The organism is Streptomyces stelliscabiei, assembly GCF_014873495.1.
Lineage (GTDB): Bacteria > Actinomycetota > Actinomycetes > Streptomycetales > Streptomycetaceae > Streptomyces > Streptomyces bottropensis.
Genome location: NZ_JADBGF010000001.1, coordinates 6,245,698 through 6,263,842, shown reverse-complemented (window position 1 = coordinate 6,263,842; position 18,145 = coordinate 6,245,698). Strand labels below are relative to the sequence as shown.

Genomic DNA, 18,145 nt, shown 5'->3' with positions numbered 1-18,145 from the left:
TCGCAGAGATTCATACGTCCGACCATGCGCGAAGGGTGCTCTCATGGAGTCGAGTAGAGGCCAGGTCACCGGCGACAGCGCGGCCACCAGGCCGTTCAGCAGGCGCTGGTTCCTCGGCGCCGGTTCCGCCTCGTTGCTCACCGCGGGACTGGGCACCGGCCTCACCGCCTGCGGCTCCGGCGGCGGAGCGGGCGGCGGGGACGGCAAGACGCTCACCGCGTTCGTGTACGGCGACGACGCGGTGAAGGTCCAGCAGGCGAGCGTCGACCGGTTCAACAAGTCGGCCGCGGCGAAGAAGGCCGGCGGCACCATCAAACTGCAGAAGGTCCCCGGCTCCGACTACTCCCCCAAGCTCCGCACGGCGATGGGCTCTCCCAGCTCCCCGGACATCTTCTTCAACTGGGGCGGCGGCTCGATCAAGCCGTACGAGGACGCGGGCAAGCTCGTCGACCTCACCGACATCATCGACGACGACCCGGTCCTCAAGGACGGCTTCCTGCCCTCGGTCCTGTCCGCCGGCGACCTGGGGGGCCGCCACTACGGCATCCCGATGCGCGGCATGCAGCCGGTGATCCTGTTCTACAACAAGGCGGTCTTCGCCGAGCACAAGCTCCAACCCCCCGCCACCTGGGACCAGTTGCTCGACAACAACGCCAAGCTCAAGAAGGCGAAGATCACCCCCTTCGCCCTCGGCGGCTCCGACCTCTGGCCCAACCTGATGTGGCTGGAGTACCTGGTCGACCGTCTCGGCGGCCCCCAGGTCTTCAAGCGCATCCAGGACGGCGACGCCGACGGCTGGGGCAACCCCACGATCCTCAAGGCCGCCGAACTGGTCAGGGAACTCATCGACGACGGCGCCTTCGGCTCCAAGTTCACCTCTGTGTCGTACGTCAACGGCGGCGCCCCCGCGGTCTTCGCGCGCGGCAAGGCCGCCATGCACCTGATGGGCTCCTGGGAGTACTCGACGCAGCTCGGCAAGTTCCCCGACTTCGCCAAGAGCGACCTGGGCTGGGCCCCCTTCCCGACCGTCGAGGGCGGCACGGGCGACGTCCGCAACGTCGTCGGCAACCCCACCAACTACTGGTCCGTCAACGCCCGTACGAAGAACAAGGACCTGGCCGTCGGCTTCCTGAAGGACTGCGCCTCGGAGGCGTACGCGAAGGCGCTGATCGACAACGGAGACGTGCCGACCACCTCGAACGCGGCCGCCCTCCTCGCCTCCGCGCCGAACCCCGAGTACGCGAAGTTCCAGTACGACATGGTGCAGAAGGCCCCCGCGTTCACGCTCTCCTGGGACCAGGCGCTCGGCGACGGCCTCGGCACCAGGATGCACACGGAGATCGGCAAGCTGTTCGCGGGCAAGTCCTCGCCCAGCGAGTTCGTGACGGCGTGCAAGGGGCTGAAGTGACCGTCACGGTCGAGAAGGCCCCGGCGGCGCGGAAGGGGCCGGTACTCCGCGCGAGCCGTGCCGGCCGTCCGCACGCCGCCTGGGCCCTTCCCGGTGTCCTCTTCTTCACGTTCTTCGCGGTCGTCCCGATGGCCCTGGCGCTCTACCTCTCCTTCACCAGCTGGGACGGCCTCGGCGACCCGCGACCGGTCGGTCTCGACAACTGGCGGAAACTCTTCGACGACCCCCGGATGGGTCAGTCCCTGTGGCTGACCGTCGTCCTGACGGTCGCCAGCTGGGTCTTCCAGACGGTCGTCGCCCTGCTGCTCGGCGTCTGGGCCGCGGGCCGGCAGCGCAACCGCGCGATCCTCTCCGCGGTGTTCTTCGTGCCGTTCCTGCTCTCCTCCACCGCCATCGCGATCCTCTTCTACGCCCTCCTCGACCCGAACTTCGGCATCATCCAGGCGGACACCCTGGGCTCGCAGAGCGGCGCGTTCCTCGCGATCGTCTTCGTCGGCGGCTGGCAGTTCATCCCCTTCCACACCCTGATCTACCAGGGCGGGGCCCGCCAGATCCCCGAGGTCCTCTACCAGGCCGCCGCCATCGACGGCGCCGGCCGCTACCGCCAGTTCTTCTCGATCACGCTGCCGCAGCTGCGGCACACGATCACCACGTCCACGGTCCTGATGGTCGTCGGCTCGCTGACGTACTTCGAGACGGTCCTGATCCTCACCAAGGGCGGCCCCGGCACGGACACCGCGATCCTGCCGTACCTGATGTACGAGGCGGGCTTCAAGACGTACGACTTCGGCTACGCGAGCGCCATCGCGTCGTTCCTCGTCATCGCCGCGACGGGCCTCTCGCTGGTCCTGGTCCGGCTGTCGGGCTTCGGCGCCATGCGCAGCACCCGCGAAGGGATGTGACGCAGTGTCACACGACACGTTGGCGCGCCCCACGAAAACCCGGCAGCCGGACGGGAGCCCCTCCATGGAGTCACCCCGGCGCCGACGGCACTGGACCCGACGGCCCAACCCGGTCGCGGGTCTCGGCGCCTTCGTCTGGCTGGTCATCGTCCTGGTCCCGATCTACGCGATGCTGTCGGCGTCCCTCACCGGCGCGGACAAGGCCCTGACCGGCAACCCCCTCAAGCCCCCCACGGACCCGACCCTCGACAACTACAACACCGTCCTCACCAGCGGCTTCGGCCATCTGCTGAGCAACACGGCGATCGTCGCGGTCTCGGTGGTGGGCATCGTCCTGACCCTGTCCATCCCCCTCGCCTACGTCACCGTCCGCACCCGTGACCGCTGGTCGAACGCCGCCTTCCGCCTGTTCCTCCTGGGCGTGGCGATCCCGGCGCAGGCCGTGGTGGTGCCGTTGTATCTGCTCATCGCGAAGCTCGACCTCTACGACACCCTCCTGGCCGTCATCCTGCCGACGGCCGCCTTCGCGATGCCGGTCTCGGTCCTGGTCCTGGTCGGCACCCTGCGCGACGTCTCGGAGGACCTGTACGAGGCGATGGCCCTGGACGGCGCCTCGCCCCTGCGGACGCTCTTCCAGCTGACGATCCCGCTGGCCAAGGGCGGCATCAGCACGGTCGTCATCTTCTCGGCGCTCCAGGCCTGGAACGGCTTCCTCTTCCCGCTGATCTTCACGCAGTCCGACGGCCCGCGCGTGCTCACCCTCGGACTCTTCAACTACGTCAGCCAGTTCGGCGTCAACATCCCCGCCCTGCTCGCCTCGGTCGTCCTGTCCGGCATCCCGATCTTCGCCGTGTACCTGGTGGCGCGACGGGCACTGGTCGGCGGGCTGATGGGAGTGGGCGGCAAGTGACCCTTCATCGCAGCGTCGCGACTGAAACTCACCAACCCACCAAAGGAGTTTCATGACCACGGCCCCTTGGCGCGACCCCGCCCTGCCCGCAACGGCCCGGGTCGACGACCTTCTCTCCCGGATGACCCTGGAGGAGAAGACAGCCCAGCTGTACGGCGTGTGGGTGAAAAGCGATTCGACCGGCGAGGACATCGCCCCCGACGAGCAGGGCATGACCGAGTCGTTCGACTTCGACGAGCTGATCACCCGGGGTCTGGGCCAGCTCACCCGTGTCTTCGGCACGGCGCCCGTGGACCCGGCGCTGGGCGCGGTGGCACTGTCCCGCGTCCAGCGCCGCATCATGGCCGCGAACCGTTTCGGTATCCCCGCCGTCGCCCACGAGGAGTGCCTGGCCGGCTTCACGGCCTGGCACGCGACCGCCTACCCGGTCCCCCTGGCCTGGGGCGCGACCTTCGACCCGGCGCTGGTGGAGGAGATGGCCCGGCACATCGGCCACGACCTGGCCGCCGTCGGCGTCCACCAGGGTCTGTCCCCCGTCCTGGACGTCGTCCGCGACCCGCGCTGGGGGCGGGTCGAGGAGACGATCGGCGAGGACCCGTACCTCGTGAGCACGGTCGGCACGGCGTACGTCCGTGGCCTGGAGTCGGCCGGGATCGTGGCCACGCTGAAGCACTTCGCCGGGTACGCCGCCTCCGTCGGCGCCCGCAACCACGCGCCCGTACGCGCGGGGGTACGGGAGTTCGCGGACGTGACCCTGCCCCCGTTCGAGATGGCGGTGCGCGAGGGCGGCGCGCGCTCGGTGATGGCCGCGTACACGGAGACGGACGGCGTCCCGGTCTCGGCGGACCCCGAGCTGCTCACCGCACTCCTGCGCGACACCTGGGGCTTCACCGGCACGGTCGTCTCCGACTACTTCGCCGTGGGCTTCCTGGAGACGAACCACCGCGTGGCGGGAAGCCGCGCGGAGGCCGCGCACGCGGCGCTGGCGGCCGGCCTCGACGTGGAACTGCCGTCCCTGCGCTGCTTCGGCGAGCCCCTGCTGGAGGCGGTCCGCGCCGGCGAGATCCCGGAGGCGCTGGTCGACCGGGCCGCCCACCGGGTCCTGCTCCAGAAGTGCGAGCTGGGCATGCTGGACGAGGACTGGACGCCGGAGCCCGCCGAGGACCGGATCAGGCTCGACTCCACGGCGAACCGCGCCCTGGCCCGCCGTCTGGCCGAGGAGTCGGTGGTCCTGCTGGACAACCCCGACGCCGTCCTCCCCCTGGCCCCCGACATCCGTATCGCCGTGGTCGGCCCCCGCGCCGACGACCCCCTCGCCATGCTCGGCTGCTACTCCTTCCCCTCCCACGTCCTGCCCGCCCACCCCGGCACCCCCCTGGGCATCGAGATCCCCACGGTCCTCGCCTCGCTGCGCACCGAACTCCCGGACGCGAAGATCACGTACGCGGCGGGCAGCGACGTGGACGGCGACGACACCGGCGGCTTCGCCGAGGCGGTCGCCCGCGCGTCCGAGGCGGACGTCTGCGTGGCGGTCCTCGGCGACCGGGCGGGCCTCTTCGGCCGCGGTACCTCCGGTGAGGGTTGCGACGCGGAGGATCTACGGCTCCCGGGCGTCCAGTCCGAACTGCTGGACGCGCTGCTCGCCACGGGCACGCCGGTGGTGGCGCTCCTGCTCACCGGGCGCCCGTACGCGCTCGGCCGCTGGCACGGGCAACTGGCGGGCGTGGTGCAGGCGTTCTTCCCCGGGGAGGAGGGCGGCCCGGCGGTGGCGGGCGTGCTGTCGGGCCGTGTCTCCCCGTCCGGCCGTCTCCCGGTGAGCGTCCCGCAACGGCCGGGGGGCCAGCCGTGGACGTACCTCCAGCCGCCGATGGGCCTGCTGGGCGGAGCGAGCAGCATCGATCCGACCCCGCTGTACCCCTTCGGGCACGGCGGTGCGTACACGACGTTCGCGTGGACGGACTTCGCGGAGGAGGGCACCGGGATGACCACGGACGGGAACGGCGCGTACGACGTGTCGCTGACCGTCCGCAACACGGGTGAGCGGGCGGGTGCGGAGGTCGTCCAGCTGTATCTGCACGACCCGGTGGCCTCGGTGACCCGCCCCGACGTCCGTCTGATCGCCTACCGGCGCGTGGAGTTGGAGCCGGGTGCCGCCCGGCGGGTCACCTTCCGCTTCCACTCCGACGTGTCGTCCTTCGCGGCCCGCTCGGGACGGCTCGTGGTCGAACCGGGCGACCTGGAACTGCGGTTGGGCGCGTCGAGCGTGGACATCCGCCACCGGGCGCGGCTGACCCTGACGGGCCCGGTCCACGAGGTCGGCCCGGACCGCCGGCTGCACTGCGAGACGGAGGTCCGGGCCGTACAGAACTGAGGGTGCTCAGTCCGCCTGGGCCGCCGCGAAGGCGACGAAGGGGGCCCAGGCGGAGGGGGCGAGGCCGAGATGGGGGCGGGTGGCGTCCTTGGAGTCGCGGACGTGGATGGTGGTGGGGGCGATCTCTATGCAGTTGTCGCCGGCGGTACCGCTGTACGTCGACTTGCGCCATTCCAGGGAGACTTCGACGCAGTTGTCATCCTGCGTTCCGCTGTGACTGGACTTGAACCGGGCCAGTTCGGTGGTGCTCATAGCGCTCCTCTGATCCGCTCCAGCAGACCCACGGAATCCAGCGGGGTGAGGGCCTGTGCGCGGAGTGTCGCATATCGGCGACGCAGAACGGCGGCCTCTTTCGCGTCGGCCACCAGCCGCCCGGTCTCCTGCCCCTCCGCATAGGCCAGATGCCGCCCGTCCGGCGTTTCCAGCAGCGCCAGGGGGCCGTCCAGCCCCGTGTGCGCCTCGCGTTCGAGCGGGATGATCTGGACTTCCACGTTGCGGAGCCGCGCACTTGCCAGCACGTGATCGAGGAGGCCACGCAGCACGTCGGCGCCACCCAATCGACGCCGGACGACGTGCTCGTCCACGACAAAGCCGAACGAGGTGTTGGGGCGCTCCCGGAACATCTGCTGCCGCTCCATGCGCGCCGCGACCTGCGCCTCCAGTTGCTCGTCCGACAGTGGCGGAAGTCGGTTGCTGAACACCGCCCGCGCGTACCCCTCGGACTGCAACAGCCCCGGCACCAACCGGCACTCGTACGTGGCGAGATACACGGCCTCCTGCTCCAGCCTCGCCCACGTCCTGAACCAAGCCGCCAACCCCGGCTGTCGAGCCATGTGCCGCAACGCCCCCCGCACCGCCCCCGTGCCGCCCGTCGCCTCCTCCGCCAGTTCCACGAACCGCTGGTCCGCGAGCCGTCGCCCCAGCTCGATGGAGGCGACGGAGTGTCGGGACAGATGGACGAGCGCCCCGAACTCCTCCCGGCTCACCCCCGCATGCTCGCGCAGCGCCCGCACCACCGCCCCGAACGCCCGCATGCTGTCCGACGACTCGGGCTCACCGCCCGGCCCCTGCGCCGCCCACTCCACACCGTGCACCCTCTACCCAGCGTGACCGTCCGGTCACGGTACCGTCCACCGAACAGCCGCGTACCCCACCCCCCGTACACGCCCGCCGGCACGCGCTACGCGGGGGTGAGACGCCAGCGGCCGTAGGGGTTGTGGAAGGTGTCGTCCTCCTCCAGCTCGCACTCGACACGGTGCATGATCCAGCGGCGCGCGTCCGGGGTGATGCGGAACCCCTCGCCGTCCCTGATGCCGTGTGAGGGCTGCTCCGTCAGCAGGTAGTACCGCGCGACGTCCATGGTGGTCAGCCACTCGGGCAACAGCTCCGGTTCCACGGCGCGTCCGGGCACCAGCTCCACGTCGGCCTCGCCGAGGAGATGCATGCCGCAGGTGTAGAAGGCGTCCCCGTCGAGCATGGCCGGCACCACCCATGCCTCGCACAGGGCGATCGCCAGTTCGTCGATGTTCTCAGCGGCTGCGGCCCTGTCCGCCAGAGCCAGCCACCGCTCGCGCCCGCAGGCCACACCGCTGGAATCGTTCTTCACTGCGGTGGCCCCGTTGGTCAGCAGAGCGGCCGTGACAGCCAGTGCCCGCCGGGAGACCTCGAAGGCGCTGAACTGGGACATCGGCGGCGACAGGACAAAGGCAACCGAGTCGTGCGCATCCACCGCGGCCCAGTCGCCGTCGCCGAACTCGTCGTCCTGGGTGGCTCTTCGGGCACCCAACGCGGCGTCGAACGCCTCCCGCATCCGGGGATCGGGCTCATGCTGCACTTCCTCGACCGTGAACTCCCCTGCTCCCGCCTCCTCGACCGCCCGGGTGAGTATCTCGGGATCCAGGCCCACTCCGACAGCGCACAGCACATGTATCGGCGTCACACCCGACGCCGGGACCGTGATGCCCGAACCGTCCATGACGGTTCCTTTCCATGATTTGCTCATCCGCGCAGCATTGCAGACGAGCCACGCGTGATCCGGTCCGCCGAAGGAACACGCCGGTCAGTCCGTCCCCGCCGACTCGAACCTCCACCGGTGGACCGACCGATCGGCCAACTCCCGGCCCGGCTCGGGCAGTTCGGGCAGCTCCGCGGCGTAGGCCGCGTCCCACCACGTGATGACCAGCACCCGGTCCTGCGGCGCCCTGAACGTCTCGCGCCGCAGGGGCCGCACGGGAAGCTCCTGGGCCCGCGCCCAGGCGAGGAGTTCCTCCCCCCGCCCGGCCACCGCCCGCGCCTCCCACATCAGCGCGACGGTCACGAGTACAGGTTCTCCTTGCTCACCTCGTGCACATGGTCGTGGCCGTGGTCGTGACCGTGTCCGGCGGAGCGTCCGGGCACATGCGGATCGGTCACCGGCAGCGACGAGTCCGCCGACAGGTCCCAGTCGGAGGCGGCCCGCCCGCGCGCGACCATCTCGGCGCCCAGCGCGGCCACCATCGCCCCGTTGTCGGTGCACAACTTGGGCCGGGGCACCCGGAGTCGGATCCCGGCCGCCTCGCAGCGCTCCAGCGCCAGCGCCCGCAGGCGGGAGTTGGCGGCCACCCCGCCGCCGATCATCAGGTGGTCGACGCCCTCGTCCTTGCACGCGCGCACGGCCTTGCGGGTCAGCACGTCCACGACGGCCTCCTGGAAGGACGCCGACACGTCCCGCACCGGCACCTCCTCGCCGGCCGCCCGCTTGGCCTCGATCCAGCGGGCCACCGCGGTCTTCAGGCCGGAGAAGGAGAAGTCGTAGGCGGGGTCGCGGGGGCCGGTCAGGCCGCGCGGGAAGGCGATCGCGGTCGGGTCGCCCTCCTTGGCGTACCGGTCGATGACCGGGCCGCCGGGGAACCCGAGGTTGAGCACACGGGCGATCTTGTCGAAGGCCTCGCCGGCCGCGTCGTCGATCGTCGCGCCCATCGGCCGTACGTCCGAGGTGATGTCGGTGGACAGCAGCAGCGACGAGTGTCCGCCCGACACCAGCAGCGCCATCGTCGGCTCGGGCAGCGCCCCGTGCTCCAGCTGGTCGACACAGATGTGGGAGGCGAGGTGGTTGACGCCGTACAGCGGCTTGCCGAGCGCGTACGCGTACGCCTTGGCCGCCGAGACGCCCACCAGCAGGGCGCCCGCGAGGCCCGGCCCGGCGGTGACCGCGATGCCGTCGAGGTCCTTCGGGCTCACCCCCGCTTCCTTCAGCGCGCGGTCGATCGTCGGGACCATCGCCTCCAGGTGCGCGCGGGAGGCGACCTCGGGCACCACCCCGCCGAAGCGGGCGTGCTCGTCGACGCTGGACGCGATCGCGTCGGCCAGCAGGGTCGTCCCGCGCACGACACCGACACCGGTCTCGTCGCAGGAGGTCTCGATCCCCAGAACCAGCGGTTCGTCAGCCATGGACCTAGCCATTGATCTCGGTTCCTTGTACGGATGCGGAAGGGTCGTTGAGGCGCATGACGAGGGCGTCCACGTTCCCCGGCTGGTAGTAGCCGCGGCGGAAGCCGATCGCCTCGAAGCCGAAGCGTTCGTAGAGCTTCTGGGCACGGACGTTGTCGACCCGGCATTCGAGCATCACCTGGGCGCACTCGAACGTGGTGGCGGCCCGCAGCAGCTCGGTGAGGATCAGCGCGCCGAGGCCGGTGCCCCAGTGTTCCCGGGCGACGGCGATGGTCTGTACGTCGGCGGTGTCCCCGGCGGAGGCCAGGCCCCCGTAGCCGATGATCCGTCCGTCGGCGTCCTCGGCGACGTAGTACCGCCGGGTCGCGTGGGGTCCGCGCGCGTGGGCGAGATCCGACCAGAACATGCCGCGGGACCAGGCGTCCTCGGGGAAGAGGTCCTTCTCCAGCTCCAGGACGGGCTCGATGTCCCACCAGCGCATCTCGCGCAGCACCGGGGTCGTCACTTGGGGGTGACCACCTTGTAGTTCTTGGGCACCTGGGCGTCGGGCCGACGCAGGTACAGCGGCCGGGGCGCCTCCAGTTCCCCGCCCGCCGCGAGCCGCTCTGCGGCCAGGGCCGCGAGGGCGGCGGCGGAGACGTGCTCGGGTCCGCGGGCGTCCGGGAAGGTGTCGGGGTAGAGGACCGCCCCGGCGCCGACCGCGGGCAGTCCGGCGACCGTGCCGGCGATGTCGGCGGGCCGGTCGACGGCCGGCTCGGTGGTTCTCGTCCGCGCGTCCGCGTACCGCGCCCAGTACACCTCCTTGCGCCGGGCGTCCGTCGCCACCACGAACGGTCCCTCGACCGTCCCCTCGGCGCCGGCCGCGTACGCGAGCCCGTCGAGGGTGCACAGGCCGTGGACGGGGACCCCGAGGGCGAGGCCGAAGGTGTCGGCGGTCATGAGGCCGACGCGCAGCCCGGTGTACGGGCCGGGGCCGATGCCCACGACGATGCCGGTGACGGCGTCGAGGCGGGTGCCCGCCTCGGCGAGAACCCGGTCGACGGCGGGCAGCAGCAGCTCCCCGTGGCGCCGGGCGTCCACCTGACTCGACGCGGCGACGACGTCCGTCCCGTCGTGCAGCGCGACGGTGACGGCGGGGGTGGCGGTATCCAGAGCGAGCAAGAGCACGCAAACAGCCTACGGCGCTTCGGGCCGGGCCACGGCCGACCCGGTACACGTCCCCTCTGCTGCTACCGTCACAGCACAGACGTGCTTCAAAGGCGTACGTGGGTACGAGAGGTGGACGCAGAAGGTGGCCAGTAGCAGCTCGGTATTCGTGGCCGGGCTCACCGCGGCGGCCGTCGCCGCAGTCGGTTTCCTCGCCTATCAGGCGTCGGCGCACGTGCCCGACGACCTCGGGAAACCGTCCCCCTCCAAGTCCTCGGCGCTTCCGAAGTCCAAGACCCCCGGCAAGGGGAAGAAGGACACGGAGAAGATCCTGCCCGACGACTCGGGCGCCGGCGAACGCGTCGTCTACTCCCTGGACGACGACCGCGTCTGGCTGGTCGGCGCGAACGAGAAGGTCACCCGCACCTTCGAGGTCACCCCCAGCACGGTCGACCCCACCCCCGCGACCTACACGGTCACGTCCCGCTCGGCCGCCGTCACCGGCTCCGACGGCACCCCCATCGAGAACGTCGTCCGCTTCGCCACGGTCGACGGCGTCTCCATCGGCTTCAGCGCGGCGGTGGACGGCTCCACCCCCGAACCCGACCCCGCCACCAGGACGGGCGGCATCCGAGAGGCCCGCAAGGACGGCAAGGCGATGTGGCAGTTCGCGGGCATCGGCACAAAGGTGGTGGTGGTCGAGTAGCCCCGGCTGCTTTCTCAGTCACCGGTCAGGGGATCGCCGGCCCGTTCAGGGGCGCGGGGAACCGCGCGACCAGCCCCCACCCACCCGCAGCCGCGCTCACGACCGAGACCACCCCTCCCGGAGCGCTAGGCAGCCTCACGGCACCGCTTCTGCCCACCCCGCCGCCCCTCGCCTTTGACCGGCGGAGTCACAGGTGGAGCCACAGGTGGAGCAGGCGGCGGGGTGGAAACCACCCTCGCCGCCGCACAGGAAGCCAGAAGGTCCCGCATCGAAACCTCGCCCACCCCGGAGGGCCTCGGCCTACGTTCCGCTGTCGACATGGACGCCTCCTGGTGCAACCGGCGAACCAAGTTAGGTAGACCTAACCAAGGACTGGTCACCATGTGACCACGCCGAGGACGACCTGCGCAACACTTACCGACACCCCGTCGGAACCCACGGCGGGAGCGCGGCGCAGCACCACGCCCCACCCGGGCGGAACGTCACGCCGCGAGCACGCCCAGCTCCACGGCCCCCCACCGTTCACCCAGTCCGGTGACGGTCACATGGCGTACCTCGTCCGTGGTGTCGCCGACGGCCCGGTGGATGACGACATGCAGCCGGTCGTCCGTCAGCTCCTCGACCTTCCCCTCGCCCCACTCGACCACGATCACCGAATCCGGCAGCGAGACGTCGAGGTCGAGGTCCTCCATCTCGTCCAGCCCGCCGCCGAGGCGGTACGCGTCGACATGGACGAGCGGCGGCCCCTCCACCAGCGACGGATGCACCCGGGCGATGACGAAGGTCGGCGAGGTGACCGCACCCCGCACCCCGAGCCCCTCCCCGAGCCCCCGGGTCAGGGTCGTCTTCCCGGCGCCCAACTCCCCGTTGAGCATCACGAGATCGCCCGCGCGCAGGAGCTTGGCCAGGCGACGGCCCAGCTCCAGCATCCGGGCGGGCGAATGTACGGTGATCCGCAGAGAAGGCCCGGACTCACCCGGGACGTGCGGTGCTGCTGGCGCTTCCATAGCCACTTACCGTAGCCCCCGCCGGCACGGCCCCCGCACGGGTGAGCAGGTCCGCGAGCCGGTCGGTCACCACCTCGGGGTGCTCCAGCATCACCAGATGCCCCGCGTCGGGGACGAGCACCAGTTCCGCGTCCGGCAGCAGATCGGCGATGGCCTCACTGTGCTCGCTCGGCGTGACGAGGTCCTTGACCCCGGCCAGCACGAGCACCGGCAGCTCCGCGAAGGCCGCGAGCGCCTCGGTCTTGTCGTGCTCGGTGAACGCCGGATAGAACTCGGCGACCACGTCGATCGGCGTGCCCTCGATCATCCGTTCGGCGAAGCGCGCCACCGCCGGGTCGACGTCCCGCGAGGCGAACGAGTACCGCTTGATGATCCCGGCGAACAGATCGGCGGTCGCCCGCCGCCCCCGCTCCACCAGCGCGGCCTGCTGCCCCAGCGCCTTCAGCACCCCCGGCAGCACCCGCCGCACCACGTTCACGCCCGCGACCGGCAGCCCGAAGTTGACCTCGCCGAGCCGCCCCGACGACGTACCGACCAGGGCGACGGCGACGACCCGCTCGCGGATCAGCTCCGGGCAGTGCGCGGCCAGCGCCATGACGGTCATGCCGCCCATGGAGTGCCCGACGAGCACGATGGGCCCCTCGGGCACCGCCGCGTCGATGACGGCCCTGAGGTCGCGCCCCAGCTGGTCGATGGTGACCGGCTGCCCGTCCTGCACCTGGGCCACGCCCCGGCCGGAGCGGCCGTGGCTGCGCTGGTCCCAGTGCACGGTCCGCACGACACCGCGCAGCGCGGCCCGCTGGAAGTGCCAGGAGTCCTGGTTGAGGCAGTAGCCGTGGCTGAAGACGACGGTGACCGGGGCCGGGGCCTTGCGGCCGAACAGCCGGCGTCTGCGGGGCGAGAGCCCGGCCTCGGGCTCGACGTCGTCGACCTCGTAGTACAGCTCGGTGCCGTCGTCGGCGTACGCCTTGCCGGGGGTGCCGCGCAGCCCCCCGTACGGGCCGGTGGAGTCGAGCGCGAGCTGGGCCCTGCGGCGCATCCCGCGCCCGACGGTGAGCCGCTCTATGGCGACGCCGGCCGCCGCGCCCGCCGCGACCACGCCTATCGCCGCCCCGGCGACACCCGCTCTGCGCCAGATCCCGTCGCCGGACGCGGCCGAGGCGGCGGCCGCGCTCGCGACGGCCTCCACGGCCTCCGCGCTGCTCTCGCTCACGTCCCGCTCCTCTTCGCCGACGTCCGGTCCTGCTGTGGATCCCGCTACCGCTGGCGCTCCGCACATGTGTACGGAGTTTCCAGTCCTTCGTCTTTCACTTACTCGTGTTCGGGCACCGACCGCTCATGCCCGCACCCGGACGTGCCCCGGATCACACTCCGGCGCACCCGCGCCGGAGACCCGTGATCACATCCTCGGGGGCCGCACGCGTGGCCGCACGTGCCCGCTCATTCACCCGTATCGACGTAGACGCGCGGGACGCGGGTTCCGATGCGCGTCACGATCTCGTAGGCGATGGTTCCGGCCGCCTGCGCCCAGTCCTCGGCGGTCGGCTCGCCCTTGTCACCGGCCCCGAACAGCACGACCTCGTCCCCGGCGACGGGTTCGTCCCCGCCGAGGTCGACGACGAACTGGTCCATGGCGACGCGGCCCGCGACCGTCCGCCACTTGCCGCCGACGAGCACCGGCCCGGCGCCGGAGGCGTGCCGGGGGATGCCGTCCGCGTAGCCGACGGGGACCAGGCCGAGGGTGGTGGCGCCCGGGGTGACGTAGTGGTGTCCGTAGCTGACGCCGTGGCCGCCGGGGACGTGCTTGACCAGCGCGAGCGAGGCGCTGAGCCGCATGACGGGACGCAGGCCGAGGTCGGCCGCGCTGCCCAGTTCCGGGCTGGGCGAGATGCCGTAGACCGCGATGCCCGTCCGTACGAGGTCGAAGCGCGCGTCCGGGCGGGTGAGCGTGGCCGGCGAGTTGGCGATGTGCCGCACCTCGGGGCGGACGCCCTGCTCCTCGGCGTGGGCGACCATGTCGCGGAAGCGGGTGAGCTGGGCCTCGATGGAGGGGTGCCCCGGCTCGTCGGCGCAGGCGAAGTGCGACCAGAGTCCGGTGACCTTCACCAGCCCCTCGGCCTCGGCCCGCAGCGACTCGGCGACGAGTTCCGGCCAGTCGCCGGGCGCGCAGCCGTTGCGGCCGAGCCCGGTGTCGGCCTTGAGCTGCACCCGCGCGCGCAGACCCGCGGCACGGGCGGCGTCGGTGACCTCCCGCAGCGCCCACATCCCGCTGACCGCGACATCGAGATCCGCCTCGACCGCCTCGCGCCAGGGCCCGCCCGGCGCCCACAGCCAGCACATCAGCCGCCCGGTCAGACCCGCCGCCCGCAGCGCCAGCGCCTCCTCGGGCGTGGCCGTCCCCAGCCAGGTCGCCCCCGCCTCGACGGCCGCCCGGGCACACCGCACCGCACCGTGGCCGTACGCGTCCGACTTGACCACGGCCATCAGTTCGGCACCCGCGGCCCGCGCACGCAGCGTGCGCACATTGGCCCGCAGGGCATCCAGATCGATCTCGGCGCGGGCCCGCAGGGGCGCGCTCCGCGCAGGTGCTGTCTCACTCATGTCGGCCCCAGTGTCTCAGAGCCACGGAAGTCCCCTTCGAACGGGCGCGGCCCATGACGTACGAACGACCCCGCCCCCACCCGCCTCACTTCCCCGGCCGCTTCCCCCACACGAAGACCCGGTCCTTCGTCTTCAGCACCCCCCACAGGGACCGGGCGTCCGCCAGCCGCAGGTTCACGCACCCCATGGACCCGATCTCCGTGTAGATGGACCCGTACACCGCGTGGAACGCCTGGCCGCCGCTGAAGAACTGGCTGTACGGCATAGGCGTGTTGTAGAGCGTCGACCAGTGGTTCTTGTGCTTCCAGTAGACCTTGTGCCACCCCGCACGGGTCGGGTACGCCTTCCGCCCGCTGCGCATCGGCACCGGTCCGAACACCACCTTGTTCCCCTTCTGCACCCACGTCAGCTGCCGCGACAGATCCACACACGCCACGCGGTACGTCCGCACCGGGCACTTCCCGGCCGCGTTGGGGTTCTTGCGGGCGGCGAGCAACTGCATCCGCGCCCAGGTCACCGGCCCCGCGAAGCCGATCGCCGGCTTGATGCGCTGCTTGATCTGGAACGCCCGGATCGCCAGGCAGTCGGCCCGCGACTGCTTCCCGTCCACCTTCCGCCGCAGATACCGCTCGACCTGCCTCTGGTACGGGCCCGTCAGCTTCGTGCAGGTCACCGCGGCCCCGGCGAACGCCTGGGCCTCGCTCAGCGGCACGTACTCGATGAGGTCGTACGTCCCGGCCGCCGCGCGCCTCGGCTCCACCGCCTCCTCCGCCGCGCCGGGCGCGTACACCCGCGGCGGCAGCGCCTGGTCCGGCGTGTCGATCTGCCAGGGCTGGTGCGGGCCGGGCGGCACGCCGGGGACGAGGGGGCCGTCGCCGGACGGGGCGGCGGGCTCGCGCGCGGCGCGTCCGGCCGCGGCGGCGTCGACGGTGCCGACGGGAAGGGCGGTCACCAGGGCCGCCAGGAACACGGCGAGGGCGCGGAACCTCATGGGCCTGAACCTCATGGGCCTGTTCGTCATTTGTCGGCTCGTCATGTGATCAGCGATACGTGCCGTACTCGCGCGGGAGGGGGCGCCGCGCGTACGGTCACCCGATATGCGCGTGCGAAGTCACCCGATATGCGGGCTGACCGGACGCCATCGGCGTCACGTAGAGTCACACAGGGCACACGACAGGTCGCGAACGGCACGACACAGGGGTTGATATGTGCGGAATCGTGGGATACGTCGGCGCGCAGTCCGCGCTCGACGTGGTCCTGGCCGGGCTGAAGCGGCTGGAGTACCGGGGGTACGACTCCGCGGGCGTGGCGGTCCTGGCCGACGGGGGCCTGGCCGCCGCGAAGAAGGCCGGGAAGCTGGTCAACTTGGAGAAGGAGCTGGTCGGGCGGCCGCTGCCGACCGGTTCGACCGGCCTCGGCCACACCCGCTGGGCCACCCACGGCGGTCCCACGGACGCCAACGCCCACCCGCACCTCGACAACGCGGGCCGGGTGGCCGTCGTCCACAACGGCATCATCGAGAACTTCGCCGCGCTGCGCGCCGAACTCACCGAGCGCGGCCACGAGCTGGTCTCCGAGACGGACACCGAGGTCGTCGCCCACCTGCTCGCCGAGGCGTTCTCCTCGTGCGACGACCTCGCGGAGGCGATGCGGCTGGTGTGCCGCCGCCTGGAGGGGGCGTTCACGCTGGTCGCGGTGCACGCGGACGCGCCGGACGTGGTCGTGGGCGCCCGCCGGAACTCGCCGCTGGTGGTCGGGATCGGCGAGGGCGAGGCCTTCCTCGCCTCGGACGTGGCCGCGTTCATCGCCCACACCCGCTCGGCGATCGAGCTGGGCCAGGACCAGGTGGTCGAGCTGCGCCGCGACGGCGTGACGGTGACGACGTTCGACGGCCGTCCCGCCGAGGTCCGCTCGTACCACGTCGACTGGGACGCGTCGGCGGCCGAGAAGGACGGCTACGACTACTTCATGCTCAAGGAGATCGCCGAGCAGCCCAAGGCGGTCGCGGACACGCTCCTCGGCCGTATCGACGCGGCGGGCGCCCTGAGTCTGGACGAGGTCCGCATCCGCGACGCGGAGCTGCGCGAGCTGGACAAGGTGGTCATCGTCGCGTGCGGTACGGCGTTCCACGCGGGCCTCATCGCCAAGTACGCCATCGAGCACTGGACCCGTATCCCCTGCGAGGTGGAGCTGGCCAGCGAGTTCCGCTACCGGGACCCGATCCTCGGCCCGCACACCCTGGTCATCGCCATCTCCCAGTCCGGCGAGACCATGGACACGCTGATGGCGCTGCGGCACGCCCGCGAGCAGGGCGCCCGGGTCCTCGCCATCTGCAACACCAACGGCTCGACGATCCCCCGCGAGTCCGACGCGGTCCTCTACACCCACGCGGGGCCGGAGGTGGCCGTCGCCTCCACCAAGGCGTTCCTGACGCAGCTGGTGGCCTGCTACCTGGTCGCCCTCTACCTCGGCCAGGTGCGCGGCACGAAGTGGGGCGACGAGATCCGGGCGGTGGTCCGCGACCTCTCCCGCATCTCCCGCGAGGTGGAGCGGGTCCTCGAAACGATGGAGCCGGTACGGGAGTTGGCGCGCACCCTCGCCGACAAGGACACGGTGCTGTTCCTGGGGCGCCACGTGGGCTATCCGGTGGCCCTGGAAGGCGCCCTGAAGCTCAAGGAGCTGGCCTACATGCACGCGGAGGGCTTCGCGGCGGGCGAGCTGAAGCACGGGCCGATCGCCCTGATCGAGGAGGACCTGCCGGTGGTCGTCGTGGTCCCCTCCCCGGCGGGCCGCTCGCTGCTCCACGACAAGATCGTCTCCAACATCCAGGAGATCCGCGCGCGCGGTGCCCGCACGATCGTCATCGCGGAGGAGGGCGACGAGGCGGTCGTCCCGTACGCCGACCATCTGATCCGCATCCCGGTGACCCCGACCCTGCTCCAGCCGCTGGTCGCCACGGTTCCCCTCCAGGTCTTCGCGTGCGAACTGGCCACGGCGCGGGGGAACGAGGTGGACCAGCCGCGGAACCTGGCGAAGTCCGTGACCGTGGAGTGAGGCCTCGGGGGCACCGTAGGGTGCGGATCATGCCCATCATCGGAGTCGGCATCGACGTCGCCGAGATCGACCGTTTCCGCGCCTCGCTGGAGCGCACGCCCAGCCTGGCCGACCGTCTCTTCCTCCCGAGCGAGCTCCTGCTGCCCAGCGGGGAACGCCGGGGCCCCGCCTCCCTCGCGGCCCGCTTCGCCGCGAAGGAGGCCCTCGCCAAGGCCCTCGGCGCCCCCAGCGGCCTGCGCTGGACCGACGCCGAGGTCTACGTCGAGCCCTCCGGCCAACCCCGCCTCCGAGTGACCGGCACGGTCGCGTCCCGCGCCTCGGCGCTCGGCGTCAAGTCCTGGCACATCTCGTTGAGCCACGACGCGGGGGTGGCGTCGGCGGTGGTGATCGCGGAGGGCTGAGGGGGCGTGAGGCGGGTGCGGGTGCGTGGTCGGGCGCGGGTGCGTGGGGGCTGGTCGCGCAGTTCCCCGCGCCCCTGAAGACCAGACCCCTGCGGGCCTGAAAAGCTCGGGGCGCAGCCCCTGCTTTCAGGGGCGCGGGGAACTGCGCGAGAAGCCCCACCGGACCCGCACCCGACCACGCACCCCCACCCGGCAGCAGCGGGGGAGGGC

Annotated in this window: 19 protein-coding genes; 7 read left to right on the top strand and 12 right to left on the bottom strand. The window is 71.7% G+C overall.

Annotated elements, in window-relative coordinates; all coding sequences use genetic code 11:
- Nucleotides 1-43: 43 nt before the first annotated feature.
- The 4 genes from H4687_RS27845 to H4687_RS27830 all read left to right on the top strand — a co-directional run bounded on the left by H4687_RS27845 (nucleotide 44) and on the right by H4687_RS27830 (nucleotide 5,591).
- Nucleotides 44-1,408 carry an ABC transporter substrate-binding protein gene (locus H4687_RS27845; protein ID WP_046919314.1) on the top strand — a complete coding sequence of 455 codons (1,365 nt, stop codon included), beginning with the start codon at nucleotides 44-46 and terminating at the stop codon, nucleotides 1,406-1,408.
- Nucleotides 1,405-2,310: a carbohydrate ABC transporter permease gene (locus tag H4687_RS27840; RefSeq protein WP_046919313.1), complete on the top strand. Its 906-nt coding sequence runs from the start codon at nucleotides 1,405-1,407 to the stop codon at nucleotides 2,308-2,310. Before H4687_RS27845 ends, H4687_RS27840 begins: the two co-directional genes overlap by 4 nt.
- Before the next feature lie 64 nt (nucleotides 2,311-2,374).
- The gene (locus H4687_RS27835; protein WP_046919312.1) at nucleotides 2,375-3,220 is read left to right on the top strand and encodes a carbohydrate ABC transporter permease; all 846 of its coding nucleotides are present in this window, start codon (nucleotides 2,375-2,377) and stop codon (nucleotides 3,218-3,220) included.
- Between the two features lie 52 nt (nucleotides 3,221-3,272).
- Complete coding sequence (locus tag H4687_RS27830; protein WP_050399460.1) at nucleotides 3,273-5,591, top strand: beta-xylosidase/alpha-l-arabinosidase; 2,319 nt, start codon at nucleotides 3,273-3,275, stop codon at nucleotides 5,589-5,591.
- A 6-nt stretch (nucleotides 5,592-5,597) separates the two neighbouring features.
- On the opposite strand, the gene H4687_RS27825 is transcribed toward H4687_RS27830, so the two are convergent.
- From H4687_RS27825 to tsaB, 7 genes are all read right to left on the bottom strand, one after another.
- Nucleotides 5,598-5,843, bottom strand: coding sequence for a DUF397 domain-containing protein (locus H4687_RS27825; RefSeq protein ID WP_046919628.1), 246 nt, complete (start codon nucleotides 5,841-5,843; stop codon nucleotides 5,598-5,600).
- Nucleotides 5,840-6,625, bottom strand: coding sequence for a helix-turn-helix domain-containing protein (locus tag H4687_RS27820; protein WP_078907654.1), 786 nt, complete (start codon nucleotides 6,623-6,625; stop codon nucleotides 5,840-5,842). Before H4687_RS27820 ends, H4687_RS27825 begins: the two co-directional genes overlap by 4 nt.
- Before the next feature lie 146 nt (nucleotides 6,626-6,771).
- Nucleotides 6,772-7,566, bottom strand: coding sequence for a hypothetical protein (locus tag H4687_RS27815; protein WP_050399459.1), 795 nt, complete (start codon nucleotides 7,564-7,566; stop codon nucleotides 6,772-6,774).
- A gap of 84 nt (nucleotides 7,567-7,650) precedes the next feature.
- Nucleotides 7,651-7,908, bottom strand: a complete 258-nt coding sequence (locus H4687_RS27810; RefSeq protein WP_046919626.1) for a hypothetical protein — start codon at nucleotides 7,906-7,908, stop codon at nucleotides 7,651-7,653.
- On the bottom strand, nucleotides 7,905-9,020 hold the full coding sequence (tsaD, locus tag H4687_RS27805; protein ID WP_334446244.1) for a tRNA (adenosine(37)-N6)-threonylcarbamoyltransferase complex transferase subunit TsaD: 1,116 nt from the start codon (nucleotides 9,018-9,020) through the stop codon (nucleotides 7,905-7,907). The genes H4687_RS27810 and tsaD overlap by 4 nt, the downstream gene beginning before the upstream one ends.
- A gap of 4 nt (nucleotides 9,021-9,024) precedes the next feature.
- Complete coding sequence (gene rimI / locus H4687_RS27800; protein WP_020113860.1) at nucleotides 9,025-9,525, bottom strand: ribosomal protein S18-alanine N-acetyltransferase; 501 nt, start codon at nucleotides 9,523-9,525, stop codon at nucleotides 9,025-9,027.
- Nucleotides 9,522-10,187 (bottom strand): tRNA (adenosine(37)-N6)-threonylcarbamoyltransferase complex dimerization subunit type 1 TsaB, encoded by a 666-nt coding sequence (gene tsaB / locus H4687_RS27795; RefSeq protein ID WP_046919624.1) that lies wholly within the window; start codon nucleotides 10,185-10,187, stop codon nucleotides 9,522-9,524. Before tsaB ends, rimI begins: the two co-directional genes overlap by 4 nt.
- A gap of 124 nt (nucleotides 10,188-10,311) precedes the next feature.
- On the opposite strand from tsaB, the gene H4687_RS27790 reads away from it, so the two are divergent.
- The gene (locus tag H4687_RS27790) at nucleotides 10,312-10,872 is read left to right on the top strand and encodes a L,D-transpeptidase (RefSeq protein WP_179860036.1); all 561 of its coding nucleotides are present in this window, start codon (nucleotides 10,312-10,314) and stop codon (nucleotides 10,870-10,872) included.
- A gap of 125 nt (nucleotides 10,873-10,997) precedes the next feature.
- Here H4687_RS27790 and H4687_RS46655 read toward each other — a convergent pair whose 3' ends face one another.
- The 5 genes from H4687_RS46655 to H4687_RS27770 form a co-directional block, all read right to left on the bottom strand.
- The gene (locus H4687_RS46655; protein WP_107082289.1) at nucleotides 10,998-11,192 is read right to left on the bottom strand and encodes a hypothetical protein; all 195 of its coding nucleotides are present in this window, start codon (nucleotides 11,190-11,192) and stop codon (nucleotides 10,998-11,000) included.
- 162 nt (nucleotides 11,193-11,354) lie between these two features.
- The gene (gene tsaE, locus H4687_RS27785) at nucleotides 11,355-11,879 is read right to left on the bottom strand and encodes a tRNA (adenosine(37)-N6)-threonylcarbamoyltransferase complex ATPase subunit type 1 TsaE (RefSeq protein ID WP_078907583.1); all 525 of its coding nucleotides are present in this window, start codon (nucleotides 11,877-11,879) and stop codon (nucleotides 11,355-11,357) included.
- A complete protein-coding gene (locus H4687_RS27780; protein ID WP_046912740.1) occupies nucleotides 11,845-13,092 on the bottom strand; it encodes an alpha/beta fold hydrolase in 1,248 nt (415 codons plus the stop codon). The genes tsaE and H4687_RS27780 overlap by 35 nt, the downstream gene beginning before the upstream one ends.
- 227 nt (nucleotides 13,093-13,319) lie before the next feature.
- Nucleotides 13,320-14,480 carry an alanine racemase gene (gene alr / locus H4687_RS27775; protein ID WP_046912741.1) on the bottom strand — a complete coding sequence of 387 codons (1,161 nt, stop codon included), beginning with the start codon at nucleotides 14,478-14,480 and terminating at the stop codon, nucleotides 13,320-13,322.
- An 85-nt stretch (nucleotides 14,481-14,565) separates the two neighbouring features.
- Nucleotides 14,566-15,471 carry a L,D-transpeptidase gene (locus H4687_RS27770; protein ID WP_046912742.1) on the bottom strand — a complete coding sequence of 302 codons (906 nt, stop codon included), beginning with the start codon at nucleotides 15,469-15,471 and terminating at the stop codon, nucleotides 14,566-14,568.
- Nucleotides 15,472-15,686: 215 nt separating this feature from the next.
- Between H4687_RS27770 and glmS the strand changes: the two genes are divergently transcribed.
- Together glmS and H4687_RS27760 are read left to right on the top strand one after the other, a co-directional pair.
- Nucleotides 15,687-17,534, top strand: coding sequence for a glutamine--fructose-6-phosphate transaminase (isomerizing) (gene glmS, locus H4687_RS27765; RefSeq protein ID WP_046912743.1), 1,848 nt, complete (start codon nucleotides 15,687-15,689; stop codon nucleotides 17,532-17,534).
- A 29-nt stretch (nucleotides 17,535-17,563) separates the two neighbouring features.
- Complete coding sequence (locus H4687_RS27760) at nucleotides 17,564-17,935, top strand: holo-ACP synthase (protein WP_028796463.1); 372 nt, start codon at nucleotides 17,564-17,566, stop codon at nucleotides 17,933-17,935.
- Nucleotides 17,936-18,145: the final 210 nt, after the last annotated feature.

Coding starts and splice junctions, on each gene's coding strand:
- tsaE (WP_078907583.1), bottom strand. CDS start 11,879: ATGGAAGCGCCAGCAGCACCGCACGTCCCGGGTGAGTCCGGGCCTTCT.
- H4687_RS27825 (WP_046919628.1), bottom strand. CDS start 5,843: ATGAGCACCACCGAACTGGCCCGGTTCAAGTCCAGTCACAGCGGAACG.
- H4687_RS27815 (WP_050399459.1), bottom strand. CDS start 7,566: ATGGACGGTTCGGGCATCACGGTCCCGGCGTCGGGTGTGACGCCGATA.
- tsaD (WP_334446244.1), bottom strand. CDS start 9,020: ATGGCTGACGAACCGCTGGTTCTGGGGATCGAGACCTCCTGCGACGAG.
- H4687_RS27845 (WP_046919314.1), top strand. CDS start 44: ATGGAGTCGAGTAGAGGCCAGGTCACCGGCGACAGCGCGGCCACCAGG.
- glmS (WP_046912743.1), top strand. CDS start 15,687: ATGTGCGGAATCGTGGGATACGTCGGCGCGCAGTCCGCGCTCGACGTG.
- H4687_RS27820 (WP_078907654.1), bottom strand. CDS start 6,625: ATGCGGGCGTTCGGGGCGGTGGTGCGGGCGCTGCGCGAGCATGCGGGG.
- H4687_RS27830 (WP_050399460.1), top strand. CDS start 3,273: ATGACCACGGCCCCTTGGCGCGACCCCGCCCTGCCCGCAACGGCCCGG.
- H4687_RS27760 (WP_028796463.1), top strand. CDS start 17,564: ATGCCCATCATCGGAGTCGGCATCGACGTCGCCGAGATCGACCGTTTC.
- H4687_RS27835 (WP_046919312.1), top strand. CDS start 2,375: ATGGAGTCACCCCGGCGCCGACGGCACTGGACCCGACGGCCCAACCCG.
- alr (WP_046912741.1), bottom strand. CDS start 14,480: ATGAGTGAGACAGCACCTGCGCGGAGCGCGCCCCTGCGGGCCCGCGCC.
- H4687_RS46655 (WP_107082289.1), bottom strand. CDS start 11,192: ATGTCGACAGCGGAACGTAGGCCGAGGCCCTCCGGGGTGGGCGAGGTT.
- H4687_RS27770 (WP_046912742.1), bottom strand. CDS start 15,471: ATGAGGTTCCGCGCCCTCGCCGTGTTCCTGGCGGCCCTGGTGACCGCC.